This is a genomic window from Chromobacterium haemolyticum DSM 19808, from assembly GCF_000711885.1.
Classification (GTDB): Bacteria; Pseudomonadota; Gammaproteobacteria; order Burkholderiales; family Chromobacteriaceae; genus Chromobacterium; species Chromobacterium haemolyticum.
Window position 1 is genome coordinate 1 of sequence record NZ_JONK01000028.1, and the last position, 21,620, is coordinate 21,620.

Sequence of the window (21,620 nt, forward strand, 5' to 3'; positions counted from 1 at the left end):
TTCTCTCGGGCCGCGCCAACCTGATTTTTTTAATGCCAGCTCCAACACGCTTACGCCGTGCAAGTCAGGTTCGGTCCATTTGCGCCAATACGCATAGACGTTCTGCCACTTGGGAAAGTCAGGCGGTAGATAGCGCCACTGACAACCTGTGCGTAGAACATAGAGCACTGCGCAGAACACTTCATACAGATCCAGCTGTACCGGTTTGGTGTTACGCCGTACGCCACGTAGTAGCGGCTCTATCTGGGCAAACTTTTCTCGACTAATGTCGCTTGGGTAGGATTTTCTCTTCACCAGCCCATTATCGCTCACAAAAAGATCGTAAACAGGTTCTAAGACCAAGAGCGGCAGACAAAACCGCTGATGTTGTGTTGCGCCGATTAATGTACTGTCTACGTCGGCGCGCCTTGCCTTAGCCGTAAAACGGAGTTTTGTCAGCCACTCTTAAAACAGGCCCTCAGTCGGCGGCCAGGGCTTGCTTCAAACGGGCCAGCGCCGGCTTGGCCAGGGCGTCCGGCGCGTAGCACAGGCCGACGCGGCGGCTGAGTTCCGCCTGTTCCAGCCGCACACAGCCCAGCTCGGGGTGGTCCTTGGCCAATCCTTGCGGGACGAAGGCGATGCCGGCGCCGGCCGCGGCCAGCGTCGTCGCCTGTTGCAGGGTGGCGCAACGCGCGGCCACGGCCAACTCTCGCGCCGCCACGCCCAGCAGACTGGCGAAGCGTTGGTGCGAGGGGTGATCCGGGCAGGCGATCAGGTCCTGGCCCAGCAATTGTCCCGGCCGCAGCAAGGGCTGTGCCGCCAGCGGCGAGTCGGAGCGCATCGCCAGCACATAATCCTCTTCCCACAACGGCAGGAACAACTCGTCCTCGCAACGGTTGGTCTCCTCGTCCAGTCGCGCGTCGCCGGCGCAGCCGGCCGCCAGTTCCAGCAGCAAGCCATCCACCGCACGGTAGGCCGCCGCCAGCACGCGCGCCACGTCGGCCTGCCCCAGGTCCGCCGCCACGCCCAGCATCAGCGGCTGGCAGTCCTGCCGGCCGCGAAACAGCTGCGTCAAGCTATCGGCTTCCTCCACCAGCCGCCGTGCCGACGGATAGAGCAGCCGGGCGGCGTCGGTCACCTCCACGCCGCGCGGCTGGCGTTGAAACAGCACGGCCCCCAGCTGTTCTTCCAGTTGTCGGATAGTGGCGGACAGCGCAGGCTGGCTCAGATAGAGACGCGCCGAGGCCTGGGTGATGTTGCGTTCTTCGAACACGGCGATAAAGGCTTTTAGCGAGCGAATATCCATAAGTTAAACCGATGACAGCGAGTGGAATAAACGATTTTTAGCGGACTTAAGACCGGATTATAGTGCTGCTCAATAGTTTGCCATCAGTTATTTCTATTGCTTAAGGAGTGTTGTCATGAGTCAAGACTTGATCGTCATCACCGGCGCCAGTTCCGGCATCGGCGCCGCCACCGCCCGCTTGCTGTCGCAGCAAGGGCATCCGCTGCTGTTGCTGGCGCGCCGGATCGAGCGCCTGGAGGCGTTGGCGTTGCCGAATACGCTGTGTCGCGCGGTGGACGTGACCGACCGGGCCCAGTTGGCCGCCGCGGTGGCGGAGGCGGAGGACCGTTTCGGGCCGGTAGACGCCATCGTGAATAACGCCGGCGTGATGCTGCTGGGACAGATGGCCGAACAAGCGCCGGAAGAGTGGAAAACCATGTTCGACGTTAATGTGCATGGCCTGCTCAACGGCATCCATGCGGTGCTGGGGGGCATGGTGGAGCGCAAGCGCGGCACGGTGATCAATATCAGCTCGGTGGCCGGACGCAAGACCTTCCCCAATCATGTGGCGTACTGCGGCACCAAGTTCGCGGTGCACGCGATGTCGGAGAACTTGCGCGAGGAGGTGGCGGACCACGGCGTGCGGGTGGTGACGATTGCGCCGGGCGCGGTGGACACCGAACTGCTGTCGCATACCAGCAGCGAGGCGATCAAGGCTGGCTATGAGGCCTGGAAACAGGAGATGGGCGGCGTGCTGGCGGCGGAAGACGTGGCTCGCGCCATCGTCTACGCTTATCAGCAGCCCCGGAACGTGTGCATCCGCGAGATCGTGCTGGCGGCGACGCGGCAGCAGCCCTGAGAACCTGTTCCTAGTCTGCTGCGCTTCGTGGAGCGTTGCACGGTGAGTACAAGCTCAAAATACTCATGTACCCCTCGACCATTCCGCTTTTTCGCTCGTTTTCGCCTTGTCTCGCCCTGGCTCGCGAGACTTTGAACAGGCTCTGAGAAGCTGTCAGTCCGCCACGTACAGCTGAGTCTCCGCTTCCCGCATCAGCTCGACGACGGCGGGCGGCGGCGGCTGGTCGGTGAATAGCGCGTCTATCTGCGACAGATGGCCCAGCTCCACCAGGGCCGGACGGTCGAACTTGCTGTGGTCGGCGGCCAGGAACACATGGCGTGATTGCTGAATGATGGCTTCGGCGCTGCGTACTTCGCGGTAGTCGTAATCGCGCAGCGTGCCGTCAAGCTCGATGCTGGAAATGCCGATGATGCCGTAATCGACTCGGAACTGGCGGATCAGCTGCACCGTGGCTTCGCCGGTGATGCCGCGGTCGCGTTTGCGCAGCATGCCGCCCAGCACGATGACTTCGCAGTCCGGGTAGTCGCACATGGTGTCCGCCACGTGCAGATTATTGGTGATCACCCGCAGGCCGCGGTGCTGGTGCAGCGCCTTGGCCACTTCCTCGGTGGTGGTGCCCAGGTTGATGAACAGGGAGGCGTTGTCCGGGATGTGGCGCGCCAGGCATTCGGCGATGCGGCGTTTTTCGTCTATGCACAGCACTTGCCGCGCCTGGTAGGCCACGTTTTCCACGCTGGACAGCACGCTGGCGCCGCCGTGATAGCGTTGCAGCAGCTGGTGCTCGGCCAGCAGCGCGATGTCGCGGCGTATGGTCTGCCGGGTGACGGAGAAGTGTTCGGCCAGCTTTTCCACGCTGACGTAGCTATCGCGTTTGACCATGGCCAGCAGTTCCTGCTGGCGTTGATTCAGAATGAGCATAAGCGGCAAGGCGGCGGGTTGAGACCGTCCGATTGTAAGCGGACAACTCCTCCCGGCGCTATGCCGTCAGCGTTGCCGCCGCGTATTCGGCCAGCGCCAGGCTGGCGGTGAGGCCGGGGGATTCGATGCCGTAGAGCTGGAGCAGGCCAGGCACGCCGTGCTGCGCCGGCCCCTGGACCAGAAAGTCCGCGTCCGCCGCTCCAGGGCCGGCGATTTTGGGACGGATGCCGGCATAGGCCGGGGCCAGCGCCTGTTCGGGCAAGGCCGGCCACCAGCGGCGGACGCCGGCGTAGAAGCGGTCGGCGCGGGCTGGGTCCACTTGGTAGTCTATGCGGTCCACCCATTCCATATCCGGGCCGAAACGCGCCTGGCCGGCCAGGTCCAGCGTCAGATGCGTGCCCAGGCCGCCGGCCTCGGGCAGCGGATAGATCAGGTGCTGGAACGGCGAACGGCCCTGCAGCGCGAAATAGGCGCCGCGCGCGTAATAGGGGGTGGGGATGGTTTCACGTGGAACCCCGGCCAGACTGGCCGCAACCCGCGGCGCCCAGAGGCCGGCAGCGTTGACCACCAAGCGCGCCTGGAGCCGCATGCCGGCGATGTCCAGCTCCAGCCCGTCGCCCGCTACACGGCCGCCGTGCAGCGGCGAGTTCAGCGCCAGCGTCGCGCCATGAGCCTCGGCGTCAGCCAGCAGGGCCAGCATCAGGCCGTGGCTGTCCAGGATGCCGGTGGACGGCGACAGCAGTGCGGCGTGGGCTTGCAAAGCCGGCTCCAGGGATTGCAGTTGCTCCGCGTCCAGCCAGCATAGGTCGGTCACGCCGTTGGCGGCGGCGCGTTGTTGCAAGGCTTGCAGACGCGGCAGCTCGGCCTCGTCGACGGCGACAATCAGTTTGCCACAGCGGCGGTGAGGGATGGCGCGCTGGGCGCAGTAGTCGTAAAGCCGCTGGCGGCCGGCTACGCACAGCCGCGCTTTCAAGCTGCCGGGCGGATAGTAGAGCCCGGCATGGATGACTTCGCTGTTGCGGCTGGAAGTATGTTGACCGATGGCGCTTTCCGCTTCGACGATGACGACTTCGCGGCCGGCCATCGCCAGCTGCCAGGCCACGGCCAGGCCAATCACGCCGGCGCCTATCACCACGCATTCCACGGTTTCCATCGCGCTCTCCATGCCGGATTGAATAAGGCATGGTGCGACGCCGCGGCGGCGGCGTCCAGCCCGGCGGCGCACAAGCCTATGAGGCGGTGGACTGCGGCTGCCGGCCGAGGTGGAGGTGGTGCAGATGCCGTTCGTATTGGTCCAGAATGTCGGCGATGATCTGTTCCTTGCGGTAGCTCCACAGGCTATAGACTTGGCCGCCGTCCTGCAGGTGCACTTCCAGCCGGCAGTCATGGCCGGGCGCGGCGCGGATGGTGAAGGAGGGCGTGGCTGCCACGGCGGCCTGGATGCGGTAGCGAAAGGCGGCGTCGCCATCGCCGTCGATGAACAGGCCCAGCCGCGGCAGGCCGGTCTGCGGGTCTGTTTCCTCTTCCAGCCGCGCCTTGACGCCGCACTGGCGCAGCATGGAGCACACCTCGCGCAGGGCCGGGAGGCAGCTGTGTTCCAGCGTGGTCCGGGCTCGGTCCGGATCCGGATGGCTCAGCGCCCGGCTCAGCCGCTGCTGCCATCGGCTCAGCCGCCGATCGGCGTGGACGCGGGTACGGCCGGACAGCGAGCCGGCCAGGCTGGCCTGGAGGCTGTCTTCGCGCATGCCTTCGCTTCGCAGCGCCTTGTACAGCCCGGCCATGATGAAGAACATCACGAAGGAGAACGGCAAGCCCATGATGATGGTGGCGTTCTGCAGCGTGGGCACGCCGCCCACCATCAGCATGGACAGCGTCAGGATGCCGATGGCCAGGGACCAGAAAATGCGCAGCCACTTGGGCGCGTCGCTGGCCGGGTCTTTGAGGAAGGAGGTGAAGTTGCCCAGCACCAGCGCGCCGGAGTCGGCTGAGGTAACGTAGAACAGCAGGCCGGTAACGGTGGCGAGCAGGGCGCTGAAACCCGTCCATGGGTATTGCGCCAGCAACGAATAGAACGCCCGTTCCGGCGTTTCCATCGCTGTCTTGCCAAAGCCCTGGTTGCCGGACAGCACCAGTTCAAGCGCGCTGTTGCCGAAGATGGAAATCCAGATCAGCGTGAACACGAAGGGGATGACCAGGGTGCCGATGATGAATTGACGCAGGGTGCGGCCGCGCGAGATACGTGCCAGGAACAGGCCGACGAAGGGCGCCCAGGCCACCCACCAGGCCCAGAAGAACAGGGTCCAGGCATTCAGCCAGTCCACCGGGCGCTGGAAGGCGAAGGTGTTCAGGGTCATGCCGGCGAAGCCGTTCAGGTAGTCGCCCACGTTCAGCACCAGGCCGTTGAGGAGGAACACGGTATTGCCGCTGAACAGCACGAACAGTATCAGCAGGATGGCCAGCAGCACGTTCAGCTCCGAGAGCCGGCGGATGCCCCTGTCCACGCCGGAGACCACGGACAGGGTGGCCATCGCCACCGACAGCAGGATCAGCAAGGCCTGCGGCAGCACCCCTTCCGGGATGTCGAACATGAAGTGCAGGCCGTAATTGAGCTGCACCACGCCTATGCCCAGCGAGGTGGCGATGCCGAAGATGGTGCCGAGCACGGCGGCGATGTCTACGCCGTGGCCTAGCGCGCCGTGAATGCGGCGGCCGAAGATGGGATAGAGGGCCGAGCGGATGCTGAGCGGCAATTGATGGCGATAGCTGAAATAGCCCAAGGCCATGCCCATCAAGGCGTACATGGACCAACCGGTGATGCCGTAGTGGAACAGGGTCCAGGACATGGCCTGGCGCGCGGCGGCGTGGGTGCCGGGCGGGCCCTCGGGCGGGGCCAGCAGATGGGTGACCGGTTCCGCCACCGAGAAAAACATGAGGTCGATGCCGATGCCTGCGGCGAACAGCATCGCGCCCCAGGTGAACAGGTTGTATTCCGGCCGAGAGTGAGTCGGCCCCAGCTTGATGTTGCCAAAGCGGGAGCAGGCGATGACGAGGACAAACAAGATATAGAGCGTGGCGGCCAGGAAGTAGTACCAGCCAAAGCCTTCGGTGATCCAGCCCAATATCAAGGCCATGGCGCGGGAGGCGGCGTCGGCATCCAGCATCGCCCACAGCGCCAGCGCAAGAATGCAGCTGGACGAGCCGAGGAACACCGTGCGGTTGAGGCGATCTGCCGCCCCGGTTTCCGGTAATGCAGCCATGTTGGGGTCTCCCGATGCTAGCGCAAGGCAAGGCTGAGACTAGCATCGGCAACCGGCGGGGGCTGGTCAGAATGCGACGCGGGGGCGAGCGCAGGCGACCGGACGCGAAAAAGCCGCCCGTGGGCGGCTTTGGAGTTGTGTGGCGACCGGCTCAACCCGCCATCGCGGCTTCGATTTCCTCCACCGTTTTGGGAATCGGCGCGCCCAGCACGCGGCTGCCGTTGGCGGTGACCAGCACATTGTCTTCGATGCGGATGCCGCCGAAGTCGCGGTATTCGCGGAATTTGTCGTAGTTGATGTACTGGCTGTGGCGGCCTTCGGCGGCCCAGGCTTCGATCAGCGCGGGGATGAAGTACATGCCGGGCTCCACCGTCACCACCATGCCTTGTTTCAGCGGCTTGCCCAGGCGCAGGTAGCCAAGGCCGAACAGCGGGCTGCGCTCGGTGTCCTCGCCGTAGCCCACCAGATCTTCGCCCAGCCCTTCCATATCGTGCACGTCCATGCCGATCTGATGGCCGAGGCCATGCGGGAAGGCGATGGCGTAAGCGCCGGATTCGACGATATCGTTGGCGTCGCCGCGGAAGAAGCCCAGCGCGCTCATTCTTTCCACCATCAGGCGCGCGGACAGCTTGTGCACGTCCAGATAGCGCACGCCCGGCTTCATCGCTTCGATGGCGGCCAGCTGCATGTCCAGCACGATGTTGTACAACTCGCGCTGGCGCGGACTGAATTTACCGCCCACCGGGAAGGTGCGGGTGATGTCGCTGGCGTAGCCGCCGCCGGAGGTACAGCCGGTGTCGTTCAGCGCCAAGTCGCCGCTTTCCAGACGGTTGTCGTGGTGATGGTTGTGCAGCACTTCGCCGCGGCGCGAGAAGATGGACGGATAGGCTAGTTGCCAGTCGCGGCGGCGCATGATGCCTTCCATCTCGCCCACTACCTCGTATTCCATCACGCCGGGTTTGGCGTGGCGCATTGCGGCGATGTGCATGTCGCGGGTCACCGCCAGCGCCGCTTCCATTTCGGCGATTTCCTCGTCTCCCTTGATCTCGCGCAGCGCCACCACGGCGTGGGTCAGCGGCGCGGAGAAACCTTCCTTGACCTGGGCCGGATGAACGTTCAGCAGGCGGCCCATTTCGATCAGGGTTTCGCCGCGGTACGGCGCCAGGTAATGCACGGCGCGGCCGGCGGCGCGCGCGGCGGCTACCGTGGAGGCCAGGTTGGCGTAGGCGTTGCTGCGGTCCAGGCCGGCCAGCGCGGCGCGCTCGGCCAGGCTGGGCAGCGGGCCGGTCCAGACGATGTCTGCCACGTCCGGGTCGTTGCCGAACAGCGTCGCTTCGCCGCTGTCGGCGTCGATGACGCCGGCCAGGCCCGGCTCGTTCAGGCCGAAGAAATAACGGAAGCTGGAGTCCTGGACGAAGGGCAGGGTGTTGTCGTGGTAGTTCATCGGCGAATCGACATTGCCGACAAACAACAGCAGGCCGGACAGGCCGGCCGCTTGCAGACGGGCGCGGCGTTGCGCGTATACGGTGGCAGCGAACATGGTTTCCTCGAGGGTGGGCAGGGTCCGCCCGGTCGGTCGCCGCGCGGAATATTGTATCCAGTCCCTTAACTTATCATGCCCGCCGCCGGGCTGCCAGTGCCGGTTCAACCACGCTGGACGATGGCGGCTTCGGCCTGCCGGGGCTTGGCCGGGCGCAGGATCAGCGCCACCGCGCCGCCGGCCAGCAAGGCCCACAGCGGCGCGCCCAGGCCGGCGATGCTGACGCCGGAGGCGGCCACCACGAAGGTGATCAAGGCCGCCTCGCGACGGCCTTCGTCGGCTAGCGCAGCGCTCAGGGAGGACGCCAGGGTGCCGAACAGCGCCAAGCCGGCGGCGGTGGCCACCAGCGCCTTGGGCAAGGTCAGAATCAGGCTGGCCAGCGCGCCGCCGGCCACGCCCAGCACCAGATAGAGCGCGCCGCAGATCACGCCGGCCACGTAACGGCGTTTAGGATCGGGATGGGTTTCCGGCCCGGTGCAGATGGCGGCGGTGATTGCCGCCAGCACCACTCCGTGGCCGCCGAAGGGGGCGGTCAACATCGACACCGCGCCCAGCAGCGACACCGGCGAGCGCGCCGGAATGGAGTAGCCGGAGGAGGACAGCACGGCCATGCCGGGTAGGAACTGGCCGGTCAGCGCCACCAGCGCCAGCGGCAGGGCCAGGTTGAAGAAGGCGCTCCACGACCACTGCGGCGGAGTGAACAGCGGACCGCCGTCGCCGCCATGAGCCGGCAGCGCCTGGAACAGACCTTGAGCCGCCGCCAGCGCAAGCCCCAGCAGGATGGCGGCCGGCAGCGCGTAACGCGGGAAGAAGCGGCGGCCAACGAAGAACAGCGCGGCCATGCTGACCACCAGCAGCGGGTCGTGACCAGCGGCGCTGGCCAGTTCCGCGACGAAGCGGAACAGGATGCCGGCCAGCATCGCCGCCGCCAGCGCGGCGGGAAAGACCTTCATCAGCCGGTCGAACAGGCCGCTGACGCCCAGCAGGGTGACGATGGCGGCGGCGGCCAGGAAGGCGGCCACCGCTTCGCCGTAGGGCACTCCGGGCAGGGCGGCCAGCAATAGCGCCGCGCCGGGGGTGCTCCAGGCGGTGATCACCGGAGCTTTCCAGCGCCAGGACAGCCACAGGCCGGCCACGCCGGAACCGATGGAGACCGCCCAGATCCAGGACCCGAGCTGGGCCGGGGACAGGCCGGCGGACTGCGCGGCGTGGACGATGATGAGGAAGGGGCCGGAGTAGCCTACCAAGAGGGCCAGCACAGCGGCCAGCGCGGCGGAGGGCGACAGGTCGCGCCAGAATGAGGACGGCATGATGCGCTTTCTTGCAATGAAAAGTAGCGCCCAGCCTAGCGCAAGCGCCGGTCCGCGCCTTCCCACAGCCGGCGTAAACAGTTTATGCTGCGCACAATCTGTTCTATATAACAGCCATGAGTGATTCCCTGTATTTGCGCATCGCCGCCGAAGTCGAGCAAGGATTGGACAGCGGTGAATATCCCCCCGGCAGTCGTTTGCCCTCGGTGCGCCGCCTGGCCGCCGAACACGGGGTCAACGTCTTGACCGCGCTGGCGGCCTACCGTCATCTGGAGCGTCGGCAACGCGTCAGCGCTCGCCCGCGCGCCGGCTTCTTCGCCGCCTTGCCCAGCCGCGCGCAGCAGGCGAGCGCCGAGGTGGACGGCCTGCCGTCGGCCGCGACCCTGGTGCGGGTGGACAGTCGCATGTCGCAATTGATCGAGTGGTCCGGCCTGGACATCGGCACCCAGCTGCACATGGCGGAAGCGCATGGCAGCATGTATCCGGCGGCGGCGTTGGCGCGTCGGCTGCAGCAGACGCTGAACCAGCGCCCGGAACTGATAAGCGCCTACTTGCCGCGCGGCGAGCAGGCCCGGCTGCATCGGCTGGTGTGCGAACTGGCGGCGCAGTGGCAGTTGGCGCTGGAGCCGGACGCCATCCTGTTCACCCACGGCATCACGGAGGCGATCAGTCTGTCGCTGCGATTGCTGACCCGGCCCGGCGACACTGTGGCGGTGGAGACGCCGGTGTACTTCGGTCTATTGCAAACCCTGGAAGCACTGGGGTTGAAGGCGCTGGAAATCCCGTGCACGCCGGATGCCGGCCTGTCGCTGGAGGCGCTGGAGTTCGCTTTGCGCCACGGACCTGCGCCGCGTTGTCTGGTAACGGTGACCAATTTTCAGAACCCCACCGGCGCGCTGATGCCGGACGACGCCAAGAAGCGATTGCTGCGGCTGGCTTACCGTCATGGCCTGACCATCATCGAGGACGATGTGTTCGGCGAGCTTTACTTCGGCGAGCAGCATCCAACGCCGCTGAAAGCCTGGGACAGCCGCGGCGAAGTGATTTACTGCTCGTCCTTCACCAAAAGCTTCGCGCCTTCCTTCCGTCTGGGCTGGCTGTCCGGCGGCCGCCATCATGCGGCATTGGCGCGGCTAAGCAATAGCAGCAGCCTGGTGAGCTCGGCCTTGTATCAGGGCATGCTGGCGGATGTGTTGGCCAACGGCGATTACACGCGTTTCGCCGAGCGTTTGCGGCGGCAGTTGGCGCGGCAGATGCGTCAGCTGGCCGACGCGGTGCTGGCGGCTTTTCCCAAGGGTACGCGGCTGCGGCGGCCGCAGGGCGGCCTGCTGTTGTGGGTGGAGTGCCCGGAAGGGCTGGACACGGGCCGCCTGTTGGAGCGGGCGTTGGCCGAATCCATCAGCTTCGCGCCGGGCCTGGTGTTTTCCGCCGAACCGCGCTTTGGCCATTGTCTGCGGCTGAACTTCGGCCAGCCGTGGTCGCCGGTGTTGGAGAGAGCCATCGCCACCTTGGGCCGCTTGGCCGGCGAGCAGCTGAGCCAATGAAAACGGCGGAGCGCATGCTCCGCCGCGAGGCAGTCGGCTTGGCGCCGGCTCAGTCTTGACGCGCGCGGCGCGCCTTCACCGCGTCGGCCAGCGTGGTCAGCAGTTTCTCGGTGTCGTCCCAGCCGATGCAGGCATCGGTGACGCTCTGACCGTAGGTCAGCTCGCAGCCCGGTTTGAGGTCCTGGCGGCCTTCCACTAAGTGGCTTTCCACCATCACGCCAAAGATGTTGGCGTTGCCGGCGGCCAATTGGCCGGCGATGTCGTCGGCCACTTCCATCTGGCGACGGTAGTCCTTGCGGCTGTTGGCGTGGCTGAAATCCACCATCAGTTTTTGCGGCAGGCCCACGGAGACCAGTTCCGCCGCCGCGGCGCTGACATGCTCGGCCGAGTAGTTGGGCTCCTTGCCGCCGCGCAGGATCACGTGGCAATCCGGGTTGCCGCCGGTGGAGACAATGGCGGAGTGGCCGGTCTTGGTCACGGACAGGAAATGGTGGGGCACGCTGGAGGAGCGGATGGCGTCCACGGCGATCTTCAGATTGCCGTCTGTGCCGTTCTTGAAGCCCACCGGGCAGGACAGGCCGGAGGCCAGTTCGCGGTGCACCTGGCTTTCAGTGGTGCGCGCGCCGATGGCGCCCCAGCTGATCAGGTCGGCGAAGTACTGCGGGGTGATCATGTCCAGGAATTCGGTGGCGGCCGGCATCCCCATGTCGTTCAGGGTCAGCAGCAGGCGGCGCGCGATGCGCAGGCCGCTGTTGATGTCGAAGGATTCGTTCAACAGCGGGTCGTTGATCAGGCCTTTCCAGCCGACGGTGGTGCGAGGTTTTTCAAAGTAGACGCGCATCACCACCACCAGCTCTTCCGCCAGCTTGTCGCGCAGCGGCGCCAGTTTCTTGGCGTACTCGATGGCGGCTTCGGTGTCGTGAATGGAGCAGGGGCCGATCACCACCAGCAGGCGGTCGTCTTCGCCGCGCAGCAACGCGGAGATATCGCGGCGGGTGGCGTAGATCACTTCCGAGGCGGCTTCGGTGATTGGCAGTTCGTACAGGTGGGCGATGGGCGGCAGCAGTTCCTTGATTTCGCGGATTCTGACGTCGTCGGTCTGGCGTTGCATAAAGCGTGTCCCTTGCTATTTCAGTTTTTGCATAGCAGCAAGATAACCGGATTCGACGACGCTAGACAAGCGGCCGGCCTGCTTTAATGCTCTAAATTCATACTAGACGATCATTAGAGGCAAGCTATCGTCTGTTGATTTATCTGCTTGTTTTTGTTGAACAGAGGAAACGCGGGCATGAAAAACGCCCTGGTTGCGGCCAGGGCGTTTTGCGGGCGAGAGCCGGAACAATCAGTCGGCGTACTGGCGCTTCATGCGCTCGCGGCGCTCCTGGGCTTCCACCGACAATGTGGCGGTGGGGCGGGCCATCAGGCGGCGCAGGCCGATCGGCTCGCCGGTATCTTCGCAGAAGCCGTAAGAGCCGTCTTCGATCTGGCGCAGCGAGGCCTGGATCTTCTGCAGCAGCTTGCGCTCGCGGTCGCGGGTGCGCAGTTCCAGCGCGTATTCCTCTTCCAGCGTGGCGCGGTCGGCCGGATCCGGTGTGGCTTCCTGCTCTTGCAGGTGGTTGGCGGTCGCATTTGCGTTAGAGAGCAACTCCTGCTGCATCTGCAACAACCGGTCTTTGAAAAACTCAAGATGGTCGGCGTTCATGTAATCGTCGCCGGTCCAGTTGAGGATATCCTGTTCGGTTAGTTTGGCCATATTTGGTGCTTCCAGCATAGAGTTGGCAACAGGCGGAGAAGATTACCGGCGCCCCGCTATTTCTGCAACTGTCTTAGGCGCTTAGGTGATATTAACTCCCTGTTGCTGACAATCGGTATAGCGTTGTTTTACTCCGGTAACAAGCCTGAGACATCGTTAAAAGGGTATTGGCGCAACAGGCTAGGACATAAAATGTCCCGGACAGTTCAAAGGCGGCAATCCGCCGCCTTTTTCCGTGGGCCGGCGCGCCGCGCGGCGTGCCGGATCTGCAATGTCTGGATGAATTATTTCAGCGACAACACCCACTTGGCCAGCGCGCGCAGGTCCGCGTCCGGGATATTCGGATGCGGGGTCATCGGCACCGGGCCCCATACGCCGGAGCCGCCGTTCTTGACCTTGGCCATCAGCATGGCTTCCGCGCCTTTCTGGCCGGCGTATTTCTTGGCCACGTCCTTATAAGCCGGGCCGACGATCTTCTTGTCCACCGCATGACAGGCGGTGCAGCTGTATTTTTGCGCCAGCTGCATATTGGCGAAGGCGGGTGCGGCGACAGCGCTCATCAGGGCGGCGGCGAGCAAGGCTTTTTTCATTGGAAGTCTCCTGTGTGGTGATGCAAATCGGTTGTCAGATGAACGGCCGTAAAGCACGGCCGCGAAAAAATATGACAAATAACCTGAATTGCTACAGTACTACCTTGAGTTGGGTCAAGAAGCTTGTTTCAAGCATGCGCACCGGCAGCATCAAAATCACCTGGATGATCAGGAACAGCACGAGCGGCGACAGGTCCACGCCGCCGATATTGGCCTTGCGGAACGGGCGCAGGAAGGGCCGGGTCAGCGCATCCAGCACCGGCATCAGCGGGTTGTAGGGGCTGACCCAGCTGAGCACGGCCTGCACGATGACGCTACCCATCAATAGGGTCAGCGACTGTTTGAACACTTCCAGCAGCGACAGCAAAGACAAAGCCACCCATACCTGCGGAAAGGTGAAGACTTCCGGCACCGAACTCAGCAGGGTGACCAACACATTGGCCAGCAGTGAAATCAGCCAGGCCAACAGCATGGTGGCGCTGTCGTAGCCGCGCATTGCCGGCACCAGCTTGCGCATGGGCAGCACCGCGAAGTTGGTGGCGGCCATCACGAACTGGCACAGCGGGTGTTTGAACGGCGCGCGCGCCACTTGCAGGTAGAAGCGCAGCAGCAGCACCAGCACGAACAGGCCGGAAAGGGTGTGGATCAGAAAGCGCAAAGTGTCGAAGAACATGATGTGGCTTAGTCCTGGCTGAGTTGTTGGCCCATTTCGATGGAGCGGTCGCGGCAGTCGAGCATGCCGGCGATGATGGCTTGTTTGACGCCTTCCGCCTCAAAGCGGGCGATGGCGCGCTCGGTGGTGCCGCCCTTGGACATCACATTGGTGCGCAGTGCGCTGACCGGCAGCGGGCTTTGCTTGGCCAGCTCCACCGCGCCTTCAAAGGTGGCCAGCACCAGTCGGCGCGCCTCGGCTTCGGAGAAGCCGGTCTGTTGGGCCGCCTCTATCATGCTTTCGATGAAGTAAAACACATAGGCCGGGCCGCTGCCCGAAACAGCGGTAATGTCGTCGATGCGTTGCTCGTTTTGCAGCCAGAGCGTGATGCCCGCCGCCTGCATGACGGTGTTGGCGTCCTGGCGGTCGTCTTCGCTGACGCCCACCGATGCGAACAGGCCGGACACGCCCTTGCCTATCATCGCCGGGGTGTTGGGCATTACCCGCACTACGCGCTTGCTGCCCAGCCAGCGGCACAGCGCGTCCAGGCGGATGCCGGCGGCGATGGAGATGACCAGCGCGCCGTTGAGTCTGGGTTCCAGCTCCAGGCACAGGTCGCGAAGGTGCTGCGGTTTGACCGCCAGAACCACGATGTCGCCAATGTCGAAGGCGTCCGGCAGCGCCGCGCCGCCGCTGACGTCGTATTCCTGACGCAGCCGCTCCACCTTGCCCGCGTCCGGGTCCACCACATGGATGCGATGCGCCGCCTGCTTGATCAGGCCGGCGATGATGGCGTTGGCCATATTGCCGCCGCCGATGAAGGTAATCCGCATGATCTTTCCTTAATAAACCGGCCTGAACGTCTGCTGTTTCAAGCCGATGTCATTCAATGATAATGGCGCGCGCCGAAAATGGCGGTGCCCACCCGCACCATGGTGGCGCCCTCAGCGATGGCGACGGCCATGTCGGCGGACATGCCCATGGACAAGGTGTCCAGCGTCAGCCCTTCTGAGTTCAGTTGTTCGCGCAATTGGCGCAACAGGGCGAACTGAGACGCCAGTCGCGCCGCGTCCTCGGTAGGCTCCGGGATGCACATCAGTCCGCGCAGGGTCAGGCGCGGCAAGGCCGCCACCGCGCGCGCCAGTTCCAGCGCCTGTTCCGGCGCGCAGCCGCTTTTGCTCGCCTCGCCGGACACGTTGACCTGAATGCACACGTTCAGAGGCGGTAGTGAGTCTGGCCGCTGCGCGGACAGCCGTTCTGCAATTTTCAGCCGATCCACCGAATGGGCCCAGTGGGCCAATTCCGCCACCGCGCGGGTTTTATTGGATTGCAACGGGCCGATGAAGTGCCATTCAATCTCCAGACCGGCCAGCGCCTCGGCCTTCTGCTGCAATTCCTGTACGTAGTTTTCACCAAAGGCGCGCTGGCCGGCAAGATAGGCTTGCTCGATGTCCGCTGCGGGAAAGGTCTTGCTGACGGCCAGCAGGCGCACCGTTCCCGCCGGCCGGCCGGCGGCGTGTTCCGCGTCCGCCAGGCGCTGGCGGACTTGCTGCAAGGGTTGGGAGATGGAATCTGTCATGGCGTCGAGAAGTTGTGTGCAGCCGGCGGTGCGGTTTGTTGGGGTTTCTACAAAGCAGCATGGCCGCGCATCGTTAATAATATGGGGTGACGGCGATATCCCAAATGGCTGAGTTGAGCTTACAATCAGCGCCAGAGCCGGAAATGCCGAAAGTGGGCCGGCGTCTTGTTTGGACGCGTTGCCGGCGCGCGGCGGTACTTTATGTTAAGTGGTCGCCTGGCGGCTGAAACCATGGCGGCGTCGCAGTCATCGTGGAGATTATATTATGGAAATTTCGGAGCTCTTGGCCTTTACGGTCAAGAACAAGGCGTCCGACCTGCACTTGTCCGCCGGGCTGCCGCCGATGATCCGGGTGAACGGCGACATCCGCCGCATCAACCTGCCGCCGATGGACCACCATGACGTGCACGACATGGTGTACGACATCATGAACGATTACCAGCGCAAAATCTTCGAAGATACCTTCGAGTGCGACTTTTCCTTCGATCTGCCCGGCATCGCCCGTTTCCGCGTCAACTCATTCATACAGAACCGCGGCATGGGCGCGGTGTTTCGGGTGATTCCGTCCAAGGTGTTATCGCTGGAACAGCTGGGCGCGCCCAAGATCTTCCAGGAAATCGCCGCCTTTCCGCGCGGGCTGGTGCTGGTGACCGGCCCCACCGGCTCCGGCAAATCCACTACGCTGGCGGCGATGATAGATTTCATCAACGACAACCACTTCTCCCACATCCTGACTGTCGAGGACCCGATCGAGTTTGTCCACGACAGCAAGAAGTGCCTGATCAACCAGCGTGAACTGGGTTTGCAGACACACAGCTTCGCCAATGCCTTGAAGTCCGCCTTGCGGGAAGACCCGGATGTGATCCTGGTGGGCGAACTGCGCGATCTGGAAACCATACGCCTGGCTTTGACCGCGGCGGAAACCGGCCACCTGGTGTTCGGCACCCTGCACACCAGTTCCGCGGCCAAGACCATAGACCGCATCGTCGACGTGTTCCCGGCCGGGGAAAAGGAGATGGTGCGCTCCATGCTGTCCGAGTCCGTGCGCGCGGTGATCGCCCAGACCCTGCTCAAAACCAAGGACGGCAGCGGGCGGGTGGCGGCGCATGAAATCATGCTGGGTACCCCGGCGATCCGCAACCTGATCCGCGAGAACAAGATTGCTCAAATCAACTCCATGATCCAGACCGGCCAGCAGCATGGGATGCAGACGCTGGACCAGTGCCTGCAGGAACTGGTGCGGCGCAATATGGTGTCGCCGGCGGACGCTAGGCAAAAGGCCGCCAACAAGGATCAATTCTGAGCGGGCGCTGCTCTACACTTAAATGGCGACCCGCGGGACCTCATCATGGAAAAAGACCAGGCTTCCAAGTTCATACTGGATCTGCTGAAGCACGCCACCGGCAAGAACGCCTCCGACGTTTTCATCGCCGCGGATTTCCCGCCGGCGATGAAGATAGACGGCAAGATCACTCCGGTGGCGCCGCAGCCCCTGTCCGCCCAGCACACCAAGGAACTGGTGCGCGCGGTGATGAACGACCGGCAGACCGAGGAGTTCGAATCCAAGAAGGAGGCGAACTTTGCGATCAACCCGCCGGGTCTGGGGCGTTTCCGCGTCAGCGCCTATGTGCAGCAGGGCCATGCCGGCATGGTATTGCGCAAGATCAACACTGAAATCCCCACCTTCGACCAACTCAACCTGCCGCTGGTGCTGCGCGACATCGCGCTGATCAAGCGCGGCCTGGTGATCTTCGTTGGCGGCACCGGTTCAGGCAAATCCACCTCGCTGGCCGCGCTGGTGGACTGGCGCAACAGCCATAACCACGATCACATCATCACCATCGAAGATCCGATCGAATACGTGCACCAGCACAAGAAGTCCATCATCACCCAGCGCGAGGTGGGCGTGGACACCGATGATTGGGACATTGCCTTGAAGAACACCTTGCGCCAGGCGCCGGACGTGATTCTGATGGGCGAGATTCGCGATCGCGAAACCATGGGTTACGGGTTGCAGTTCGCCGAAACCGGCCATTTGTGCCTGGCCACGCTGCATGCCAACAACGCCAACCAGGCGCTGGACCGCATTCTCAACTTCTTCCCCGAAGAGCGCCATCAACAGGTGTTGATGGATTTGTCGCTGAATATGCGCTCCATCATCTCTCAGCGGCTGGTGCCGATCAAAAGCGGCCGCGGCAGGGTGGCGGCGGTGGAAATTCTGCTCAACAGCCCGCTGGTGTCCGACATGATCTTCAAGGGCGAAATCGCCGGCCTGAAGGAAGTGATGGGCCGCTCGCGCGAGAACGGCATGCAAACCTTCGATCAGTCCTTGTTCGAGTTGTACGAAGCGGACCTGATCAGCTACGAGGACGCCCTGCGCAACGCCGACTCCATTAACGACCTGAGGCTGAAGATCAAGCTTTACAGCGAGGGCTCCAAGTCGCGCGACCCGCTGGAAGGCATAGACCACCTCGACATCGTCTAATAACCTGTTCACGCGCTACTGCGCGTCGTGAGACGGCTCACGGTGAGTACCGCTTCGAAATGCTCATGTACCGTGTGTGCGCTCCGCTTTCTTAGAGTCTGTTCCACGATCTCGCCTTGGTTCGCGAGACTCTAACCCCCGGCTTGCAAGGCCAACGCAGCCGATGCGCTTTTCAGCAACCGGTCGGAGAGCGCTTCGTCCGAGATGGCGCGAGACAGCAGCAAGGCGCCCACCATCAGTGCCAGGCAGGCTTCGGGCGCCAGCGCCGGCCGCGCTCCGGCCGCCGTGTCGCATTGTTGCGCTTGGCGCAAGGTGTGCAGCAAGGCCTGCAAGCCCTCGGAAAACGCCTGGCGGGTGGCTTTGTCGTGGCGAGCCAACTCCCCGGCCAGCGCGGCGGCGGCGCAGCCGGAGTCGGGAAAATCCCTGTGCGCCGCGCTCAAATAATCCTTGGCAAGCCGTTTCAGCCCGGCGCCGCGCGGCGCCTGTTCCAATTGAGCCTGCCAAATCTCGTTCATATCCAGCAATGCCTGGCGACAGGATTGCGCCACTAGGTCGTCCTTGCTGTGGAAGTGGGCGTAAAAGCCGCCATGGGTCAGTCCCAGATCCGCCATCAGATTGGCGATGCCGACATTGGCCACGCCTTCAGCGCGAAAGCGCAGCGAGGCCATGGTCAGGATCCGTTGACGGGTTTCGGTCTTGTGAGTTGAGCTGTAGCGCATCGTTGACCTTCCTGTTCGACTACGGGGTGGCGCAACGCAATGACGAAGCGGTGATTCCGTTTTAGATGATAAGTATCATTTCTTCAATCGCGATGTGAATCAGCAAGATAGCGCGCCGGCTGTCGCGCGCTCGCAATTGGCAAGCCAATAAATGACGGTGGAATCGCATAGGAATATCTATATTGACTAAAAAGCGGCGTTTCCCGTCCCGCGTCCCTGTCCGGGCGCGGTCTGGAGCATCGGCCGCGCTCAGAATGTGTTGACGGTCTCGCGAGCTAAGGCGAAAACGGCTGAGAAAGCGGAATGTACGCGTGGTACATGAGTATTTCGAAGCGGTACTCACCATGGGGCGTCTCACGATGCGCAGCAGATCGTAAACAGGTTCTCACAGCCGGCTTGTGATCGGCAGAAGTCCTCCTGCGTCCGCCAGCCGCCGCGGCTGCGCGCAGAGAAGGTGGAGACATGCATGCAGCGATGGAGGCGTTCCGCCGCGGGTTTCCTGGCGGCCGCGTGGCGTCAGTTTGGCGTCGCCGCGGCCTATTGGGGCTTGGCGCGGCTATTGATGGCGGGTTTCATGGACGCGGAAACCTGGCTGACGCCAGCCTGGTTTCCGGCCGGCCTGGCCATGGCGGTTGCCTTGCGCGGCGGGCAGCGCTACGGCGTGGGGCTGGCTGCGGGCTCCTTGCTGTTCAGCCTGACGTCGCGCCAGCTGCCGCTGGCGGACGCCTTGTTGATTGCCGGCGCCAACACGGTGGGCAGCTTGCTGGGCGCTTTGCTGGTGCGCTACCGCTGCGGCCGGCGCTTGCCCTTGCGCAGCCTGTCTTATGTGTTGGCCTTCATCGCCGGCGCGGCGTTGGCCGCCGCCATCGCCGCCATGGGCGGCACGGTGGCCCTGCTGCATGGCCAGCCGCAGCCCTTATTGCCGCTGGGTCGCCACTTTATCGCCTGGTGGCTGGGGGACTTGGCCGGTATTTTCAGTCTGGCGCCTAGTCTGCTGCTGTTTAGACGAGCGGGAGCCGGCGAAGGTCAGGCCGGCCTCAACACGCTGGATGGTCTGATCGCCTGGATGACCTTGCTGGCCGCAGGGCTGGCCATGTTGGGCATAGACGACAGCACCGGGCGATACGCCGCGCTGCCTTATTGTTTCAGCCTGCCCTTGCTATGGTTCGCGTTCCGTCAGCGGCTGCGGCTGGCGCATGGTTTGTCGCTGGGCATTTTGCTGCTGGCCTTGGTTGGCGCGGTATTCGGCCGCGGCGCTTTCGGTCACGGGGGGCAGCAGGCTTTGCTGACCCTCAGCATGCTGATGCTGATCCAGACCTCCACCCTACTGGTGTTTGGCGCGTTGGCGGTGGATCTGCGCCGCACCGAGGCCAGGCTGCGAGTTGTCAACCGCCAGCTGGAGGGCAAGGTTCGCGCCAGAACCCGGGATTTGGCGGACAGCGAGGCGCGCTTGAGGCTGATGGCGGACGCCGCGCCGTTTCCGTTGGCGATGAACCGTTTACAAGGAGGCGAACTGATTTACGCCAATGTCCGCGCCGAGGAGCTGTTCCGCGAGCGCCTTGCGCCCGGAAAGCCGCTGAAGGTGCAGGACTTCTACGTGGACCCGGCCGAGCGCGAGCGCGTGTCCTCGCTGCTGCGCGTAGGCGGCTGTGTGCGGGATCGAGAAGTACGGTTGCGCGCCGCGGACGGCCGGGAGTTCTGGGCGCTGATTTCCTGTTCCGTGGTTCGCGCCGACGACGGCTGGTTCGTGATCAACGGTATCAAAGATATTAGCGAGCGCAAACGGCTGGAGCAGGATTTGCTGCAAGCCAATCAGGCGCTGCGCCAGAATCTGAACGAAATAGAACTGCTGCAACAAGGCTTGCGAGAACAGACGCTGCGCGATCCGCTGACCGGCCTGTTCAACCGCCGCCATCTGGACGACATTTTGCCGCGCGTTCTCAGCCATATGCTGGCGGTGCATCGCGATGTTGCGGTGTTGATGGTCGATGCGGATCATTTCAAGCATATCAACGATCAGTACGGCCATCAGTGCGGGGACGCGGTGTTGACGACGCTGGCGGCGCATCTGAGCGACGCTTTCCGTAGTGGCGACATTGTCTGCCGCTACGGCGGCGAAGAGTTTTTCATCTTGCTGCCCGGCGCGTCGCTGGATGACGCCCATGTCAAGGCGCAGCAGCTGTGCCGCGATGTGCGCGCCTTGCCCATCGCAGCCGGCGGCCACGACATCCGCGTCACCTTGTCGGTGGGGTTGGCCCTGTGTCCATTGCACGGCACGGATGCCGACAGCGTGGTGTCTGCCGCCGACGCGGCCTTGTATCGGGCCAAGAAAGAGGGGCGCGACCGGGTGTGCGTGGCGGACCCGGCGCAACCGCTGGTGTCCTGACGGCGGAGGGCGCGCCAGGGGCGGTGTGCTACCATCCAGTGATGGAACTTTACCGACTACTGCAACAACAAGGCTTTGGCGGCCGCAAGGAATGCAAGCAGCTGATTGAGTACGGCCTGGTCGAACTCAACGGCGAGATCGTCGACAACTACCGCCAGCAGGTGGAATTGGCCGAGATCCGGCAATTGGTGGTGGACGACAAACCCTGGGACGTGGTGAACGGCCCGCTTTACCTGCTGTTTCACAAACCGCCCAATTACGAAACCTCGCACAAGCCGCAGCATAATCCCGGCATCTACCGGCTGCTGCCGTATCAGTTCGGCAATCTGGGCATCACTGCGGTGGGCCGGCTGGACGTGGACACCACCGGTCTGATCTTATTGACCAACGACGGTCAGTTTGTGCATGCGCTCAGCTCTCCGAAGAAGCAGGTTCCAAAGTGTTACCAGGTCACGCTGAAGCACGCGGCCAGCGAGGAGTTCATCGCCAAGCTGCAAAGCGGGGTCTACCTGAATGATGAAGGAGAGGAGTTTGCCGCCGACAGCATTGAACAGCTGGACAGCCACGTGATCCTGCTGACCATCACTCAGGGCAAGTACCACCAGGTCAAACGCATGGTGGCGGCGGCCAGCAACCGCGTGGAACAGTTGCATCGCATCAGCTTGGGCAGCGTTGAGCTGGGTGAACTGCCGCAGGGCGAATGGCGGCATCTGAGCGCGGAGGAATTGGCCGGGCTGGGGTGGTCTTGACGCTATACCCTGCCG

At 63.7% G+C, this 21,620-nt stretch carries 20 protein-coding genes; 6 read left to right on the top strand and 14 right to left on the bottom strand.

Annotation, left to right across the window (positions count from 1 at the left end; genetic code table 11):
* Both BR71_RS23690 and BR71_RS15165 read right to left on the bottom strand, forming a co-directional pair.
* Positions 1-297 (bottom strand): transposase (locus BR71_RS23690; RefSeq protein ID WP_244269650.1); only part of this gene is annotated, 297 nt, incomplete at its 3' end.
* 160 nt (positions 298-457) lie between these two features.
* Entirely contained in the window at positions 458-1,285 is an 828-nt protein-coding gene (locus tag BR71_RS15165) for a LysR family transcriptional regulator (RefSeq protein WP_043639285.1), read from the bottom strand.
* 115 nt (positions 1,286-1,400) lie between these two features.
* Here BR71_RS15165 and BR71_RS15170 point away from each other — a divergent pair, with 115 nt between their 5' ends.
* A complete protein-coding gene (locus BR71_RS15170; RefSeq protein WP_043639288.1) occupies positions 1,401-2,123 on the top strand; it encodes an SDR family oxidoreductase in 723 nt (240 codons plus the stop codon).
* A 153-nt stretch (positions 2,124-2,276) separates the two neighbouring features.
* Here the strand turns inward: BR71_RS15170 and BR71_RS15175 are convergent, their stop codons facing one another.
* The 5 genes from BR71_RS15175 to BR71_RS15195 all read right to left on the bottom strand — a co-directional run bounded on the left by BR71_RS15175 (position 2,277) and on the right by BR71_RS15195 (position 9,148).
* Positions 2,277-3,041 (bottom strand): DeoR/GlpR family DNA-binding transcription regulator, encoded by a 765-nt coding sequence (locus tag BR71_RS15175; protein WP_019102532.1) that lies wholly within the window; start codon positions 3,039-3,041, stop codon positions 2,277-2,279.
* A 58-nt stretch (positions 3,042-3,099) separates the two neighbouring features.
* Positions 3,100-4,194, bottom strand: a complete 1,095-nt coding sequence (locus tag BR71_RS15180) for an NAD(P)/FAD-dependent oxidoreductase (protein WP_043639291.1) — start codon at positions 4,192-4,194, stop codon at positions 3,100-3,102.
* 76 nt (positions 4,195-4,270) lie between these two features.
* A complete protein-coding gene (betT, locus tag BR71_RS15185) occupies positions 4,271-6,298 on the bottom strand; it encodes a choline BCCT transporter BetT (protein WP_052370644.1) in 2,028 nt (675 codons plus the stop codon).
* Positions 6,299-6,449: 151 nt separating this feature from the next.
* Entirely contained in the window at positions 6,450-7,838 is a 1,389-nt protein-coding gene (locus BR71_RS15190; protein WP_043639295.1) for an aminopeptidase P family protein, read from the bottom strand.
* 104 nt (positions 7,839-7,942) lie between these two features.
* The gene (locus BR71_RS15195; protein WP_043639299.1) at positions 7,943-9,148 is read right to left on the bottom strand and encodes a benzoate/H(+) symporter BenE family transporter; all 1,206 of its coding nucleotides are present in this window, start codon (positions 9,146-9,148) and stop codon (positions 7,943-7,945) included.
* Between the two features lie 116 nt (positions 9,149-9,264).
* Between BR71_RS15195 and BR71_RS15200 the strand changes: the two genes are divergently transcribed.
* The gene (locus BR71_RS15200) at positions 9,265-10,692 is read left to right on the top strand and encodes an aminotransferase-like domain-containing protein (protein WP_043639302.1); all 1,428 of its coding nucleotides are present in this window, start codon (positions 9,265-9,267) and stop codon (positions 10,690-10,692) included.
* A gap of 49 nt (positions 10,693-10,741) precedes the next feature.
* On the opposite strand, the gene aroG is transcribed toward BR71_RS15200, so the two are convergent.
* From aroG to BR71_RS15230, 6 genes are all read right to left on the bottom strand, one after another.
* Positions 10,742-11,803 carry a 3-deoxy-7-phosphoheptulonate synthase AroG gene (gene aroG / locus BR71_RS15205; protein WP_019102527.1) on the bottom strand — a complete coding sequence of 354 codons (1,062 nt, stop codon included), beginning with the start codon at positions 11,801-11,803 and terminating at the stop codon, positions 10,742-10,744.
* 231 nt (positions 11,804-12,034) lie between these two features.
* A complete protein-coding gene (dksA, locus tag BR71_RS15210; protein ID WP_019102526.1) occupies positions 12,035-12,445 on the bottom strand; it encodes an RNA polymerase-binding protein DksA in 411 nt (136 codons plus the stop codon).
* 284 nt (positions 12,446-12,729) lie between these two features.
* Positions 12,730-13,035, bottom strand: a complete 306-nt coding sequence (locus tag BR71_RS15215) for a c-type cytochrome (protein WP_019102525.1) — start codon at positions 13,033-13,035, stop codon at positions 12,730-12,732.
* Positions 13,036-13,126: 91 nt separating this feature from the next.
* Complete coding sequence (locus BR71_RS15220; protein ID WP_043589318.1) at positions 13,127-13,708, bottom strand: YggT family protein; 582 nt, start codon at positions 13,706-13,708, stop codon at positions 13,127-13,129.
* Between the two features lie 8 nt (positions 13,709-13,716).
* Complete coding sequence (proC, locus tag BR71_RS15225) at positions 13,717-14,520, bottom strand: pyrroline-5-carboxylate reductase (RefSeq protein WP_043639303.1); 804 nt, start codon at positions 14,518-14,520, stop codon at positions 13,717-13,719.
* Between the two features lie 53 nt (positions 14,521-14,573).
* Positions 14,574-15,266: a YggS family pyridoxal phosphate-dependent enzyme gene (locus tag BR71_RS15230; protein WP_043639305.1), complete on the bottom strand. Its 693-nt coding sequence runs from the start codon at positions 15,264-15,266 to the stop codon at positions 14,574-14,576.
* A gap of 265 nt (positions 15,267-15,531) precedes the next feature.
* On the opposite strand from BR71_RS15230, the gene BR71_RS15235 reads away from it, so the two are divergent.
* Positions 15,532-16,569 (top strand): type IV pilus twitching motility protein PilT, encoded by a 1,038-nt coding sequence (locus BR71_RS15235; RefSeq protein WP_043639309.1) that lies wholly within the window; start codon positions 15,532-15,534, stop codon positions 16,567-16,569.
* A 45-nt stretch (positions 16,570-16,614) separates the two neighbouring features.
* Entirely contained in the window at positions 16,615-17,751 is a 1,137-nt protein-coding gene (locus BR71_RS15240) for a PilT/PilU family type 4a pilus ATPase (RefSeq protein WP_043639312.1), read from the top strand.
* Positions 17,752-17,882: 131 nt separating this feature from the next.
* On the opposite strand, the gene BR71_RS15245 is transcribed toward BR71_RS15240, so the two are convergent.
* On the bottom strand, positions 17,883-18,470 hold the full coding sequence (locus tag BR71_RS15245; RefSeq protein ID WP_043639315.1) for a TetR/AcrR family transcriptional regulator: 588 nt from the start codon (positions 18,468-18,470) through the stop codon (positions 17,883-17,885).
* Positions 18,471-18,936: 466 nt separating this feature from the next.
* Here BR71_RS15245 and BR71_RS15250 point away from each other — a divergent pair, with 466 nt between their 5' ends.
* Together BR71_RS15250 and BR71_RS15255 are read left to right on the top strand one after the other, a co-directional pair.
* Positions 18,937-20,856, top strand: coding sequence for a sensor domain-containing diguanylate cyclase (locus BR71_RS15250; RefSeq protein WP_052370646.1), 1,920 nt, complete (start codon positions 18,937-18,939; stop codon positions 20,854-20,856).
* 41 nt (positions 20,857-20,897) lie between these two features.
* Positions 20,898-21,605, top strand: coding sequence for a pseudouridine synthase (locus tag BR71_RS15255; RefSeq protein WP_043639318.1), 708 nt, complete (start codon positions 20,898-20,900; stop codon positions 21,603-21,605).
* Positions 21,606-21,620 lie beyond the last annotated feature (15 nt).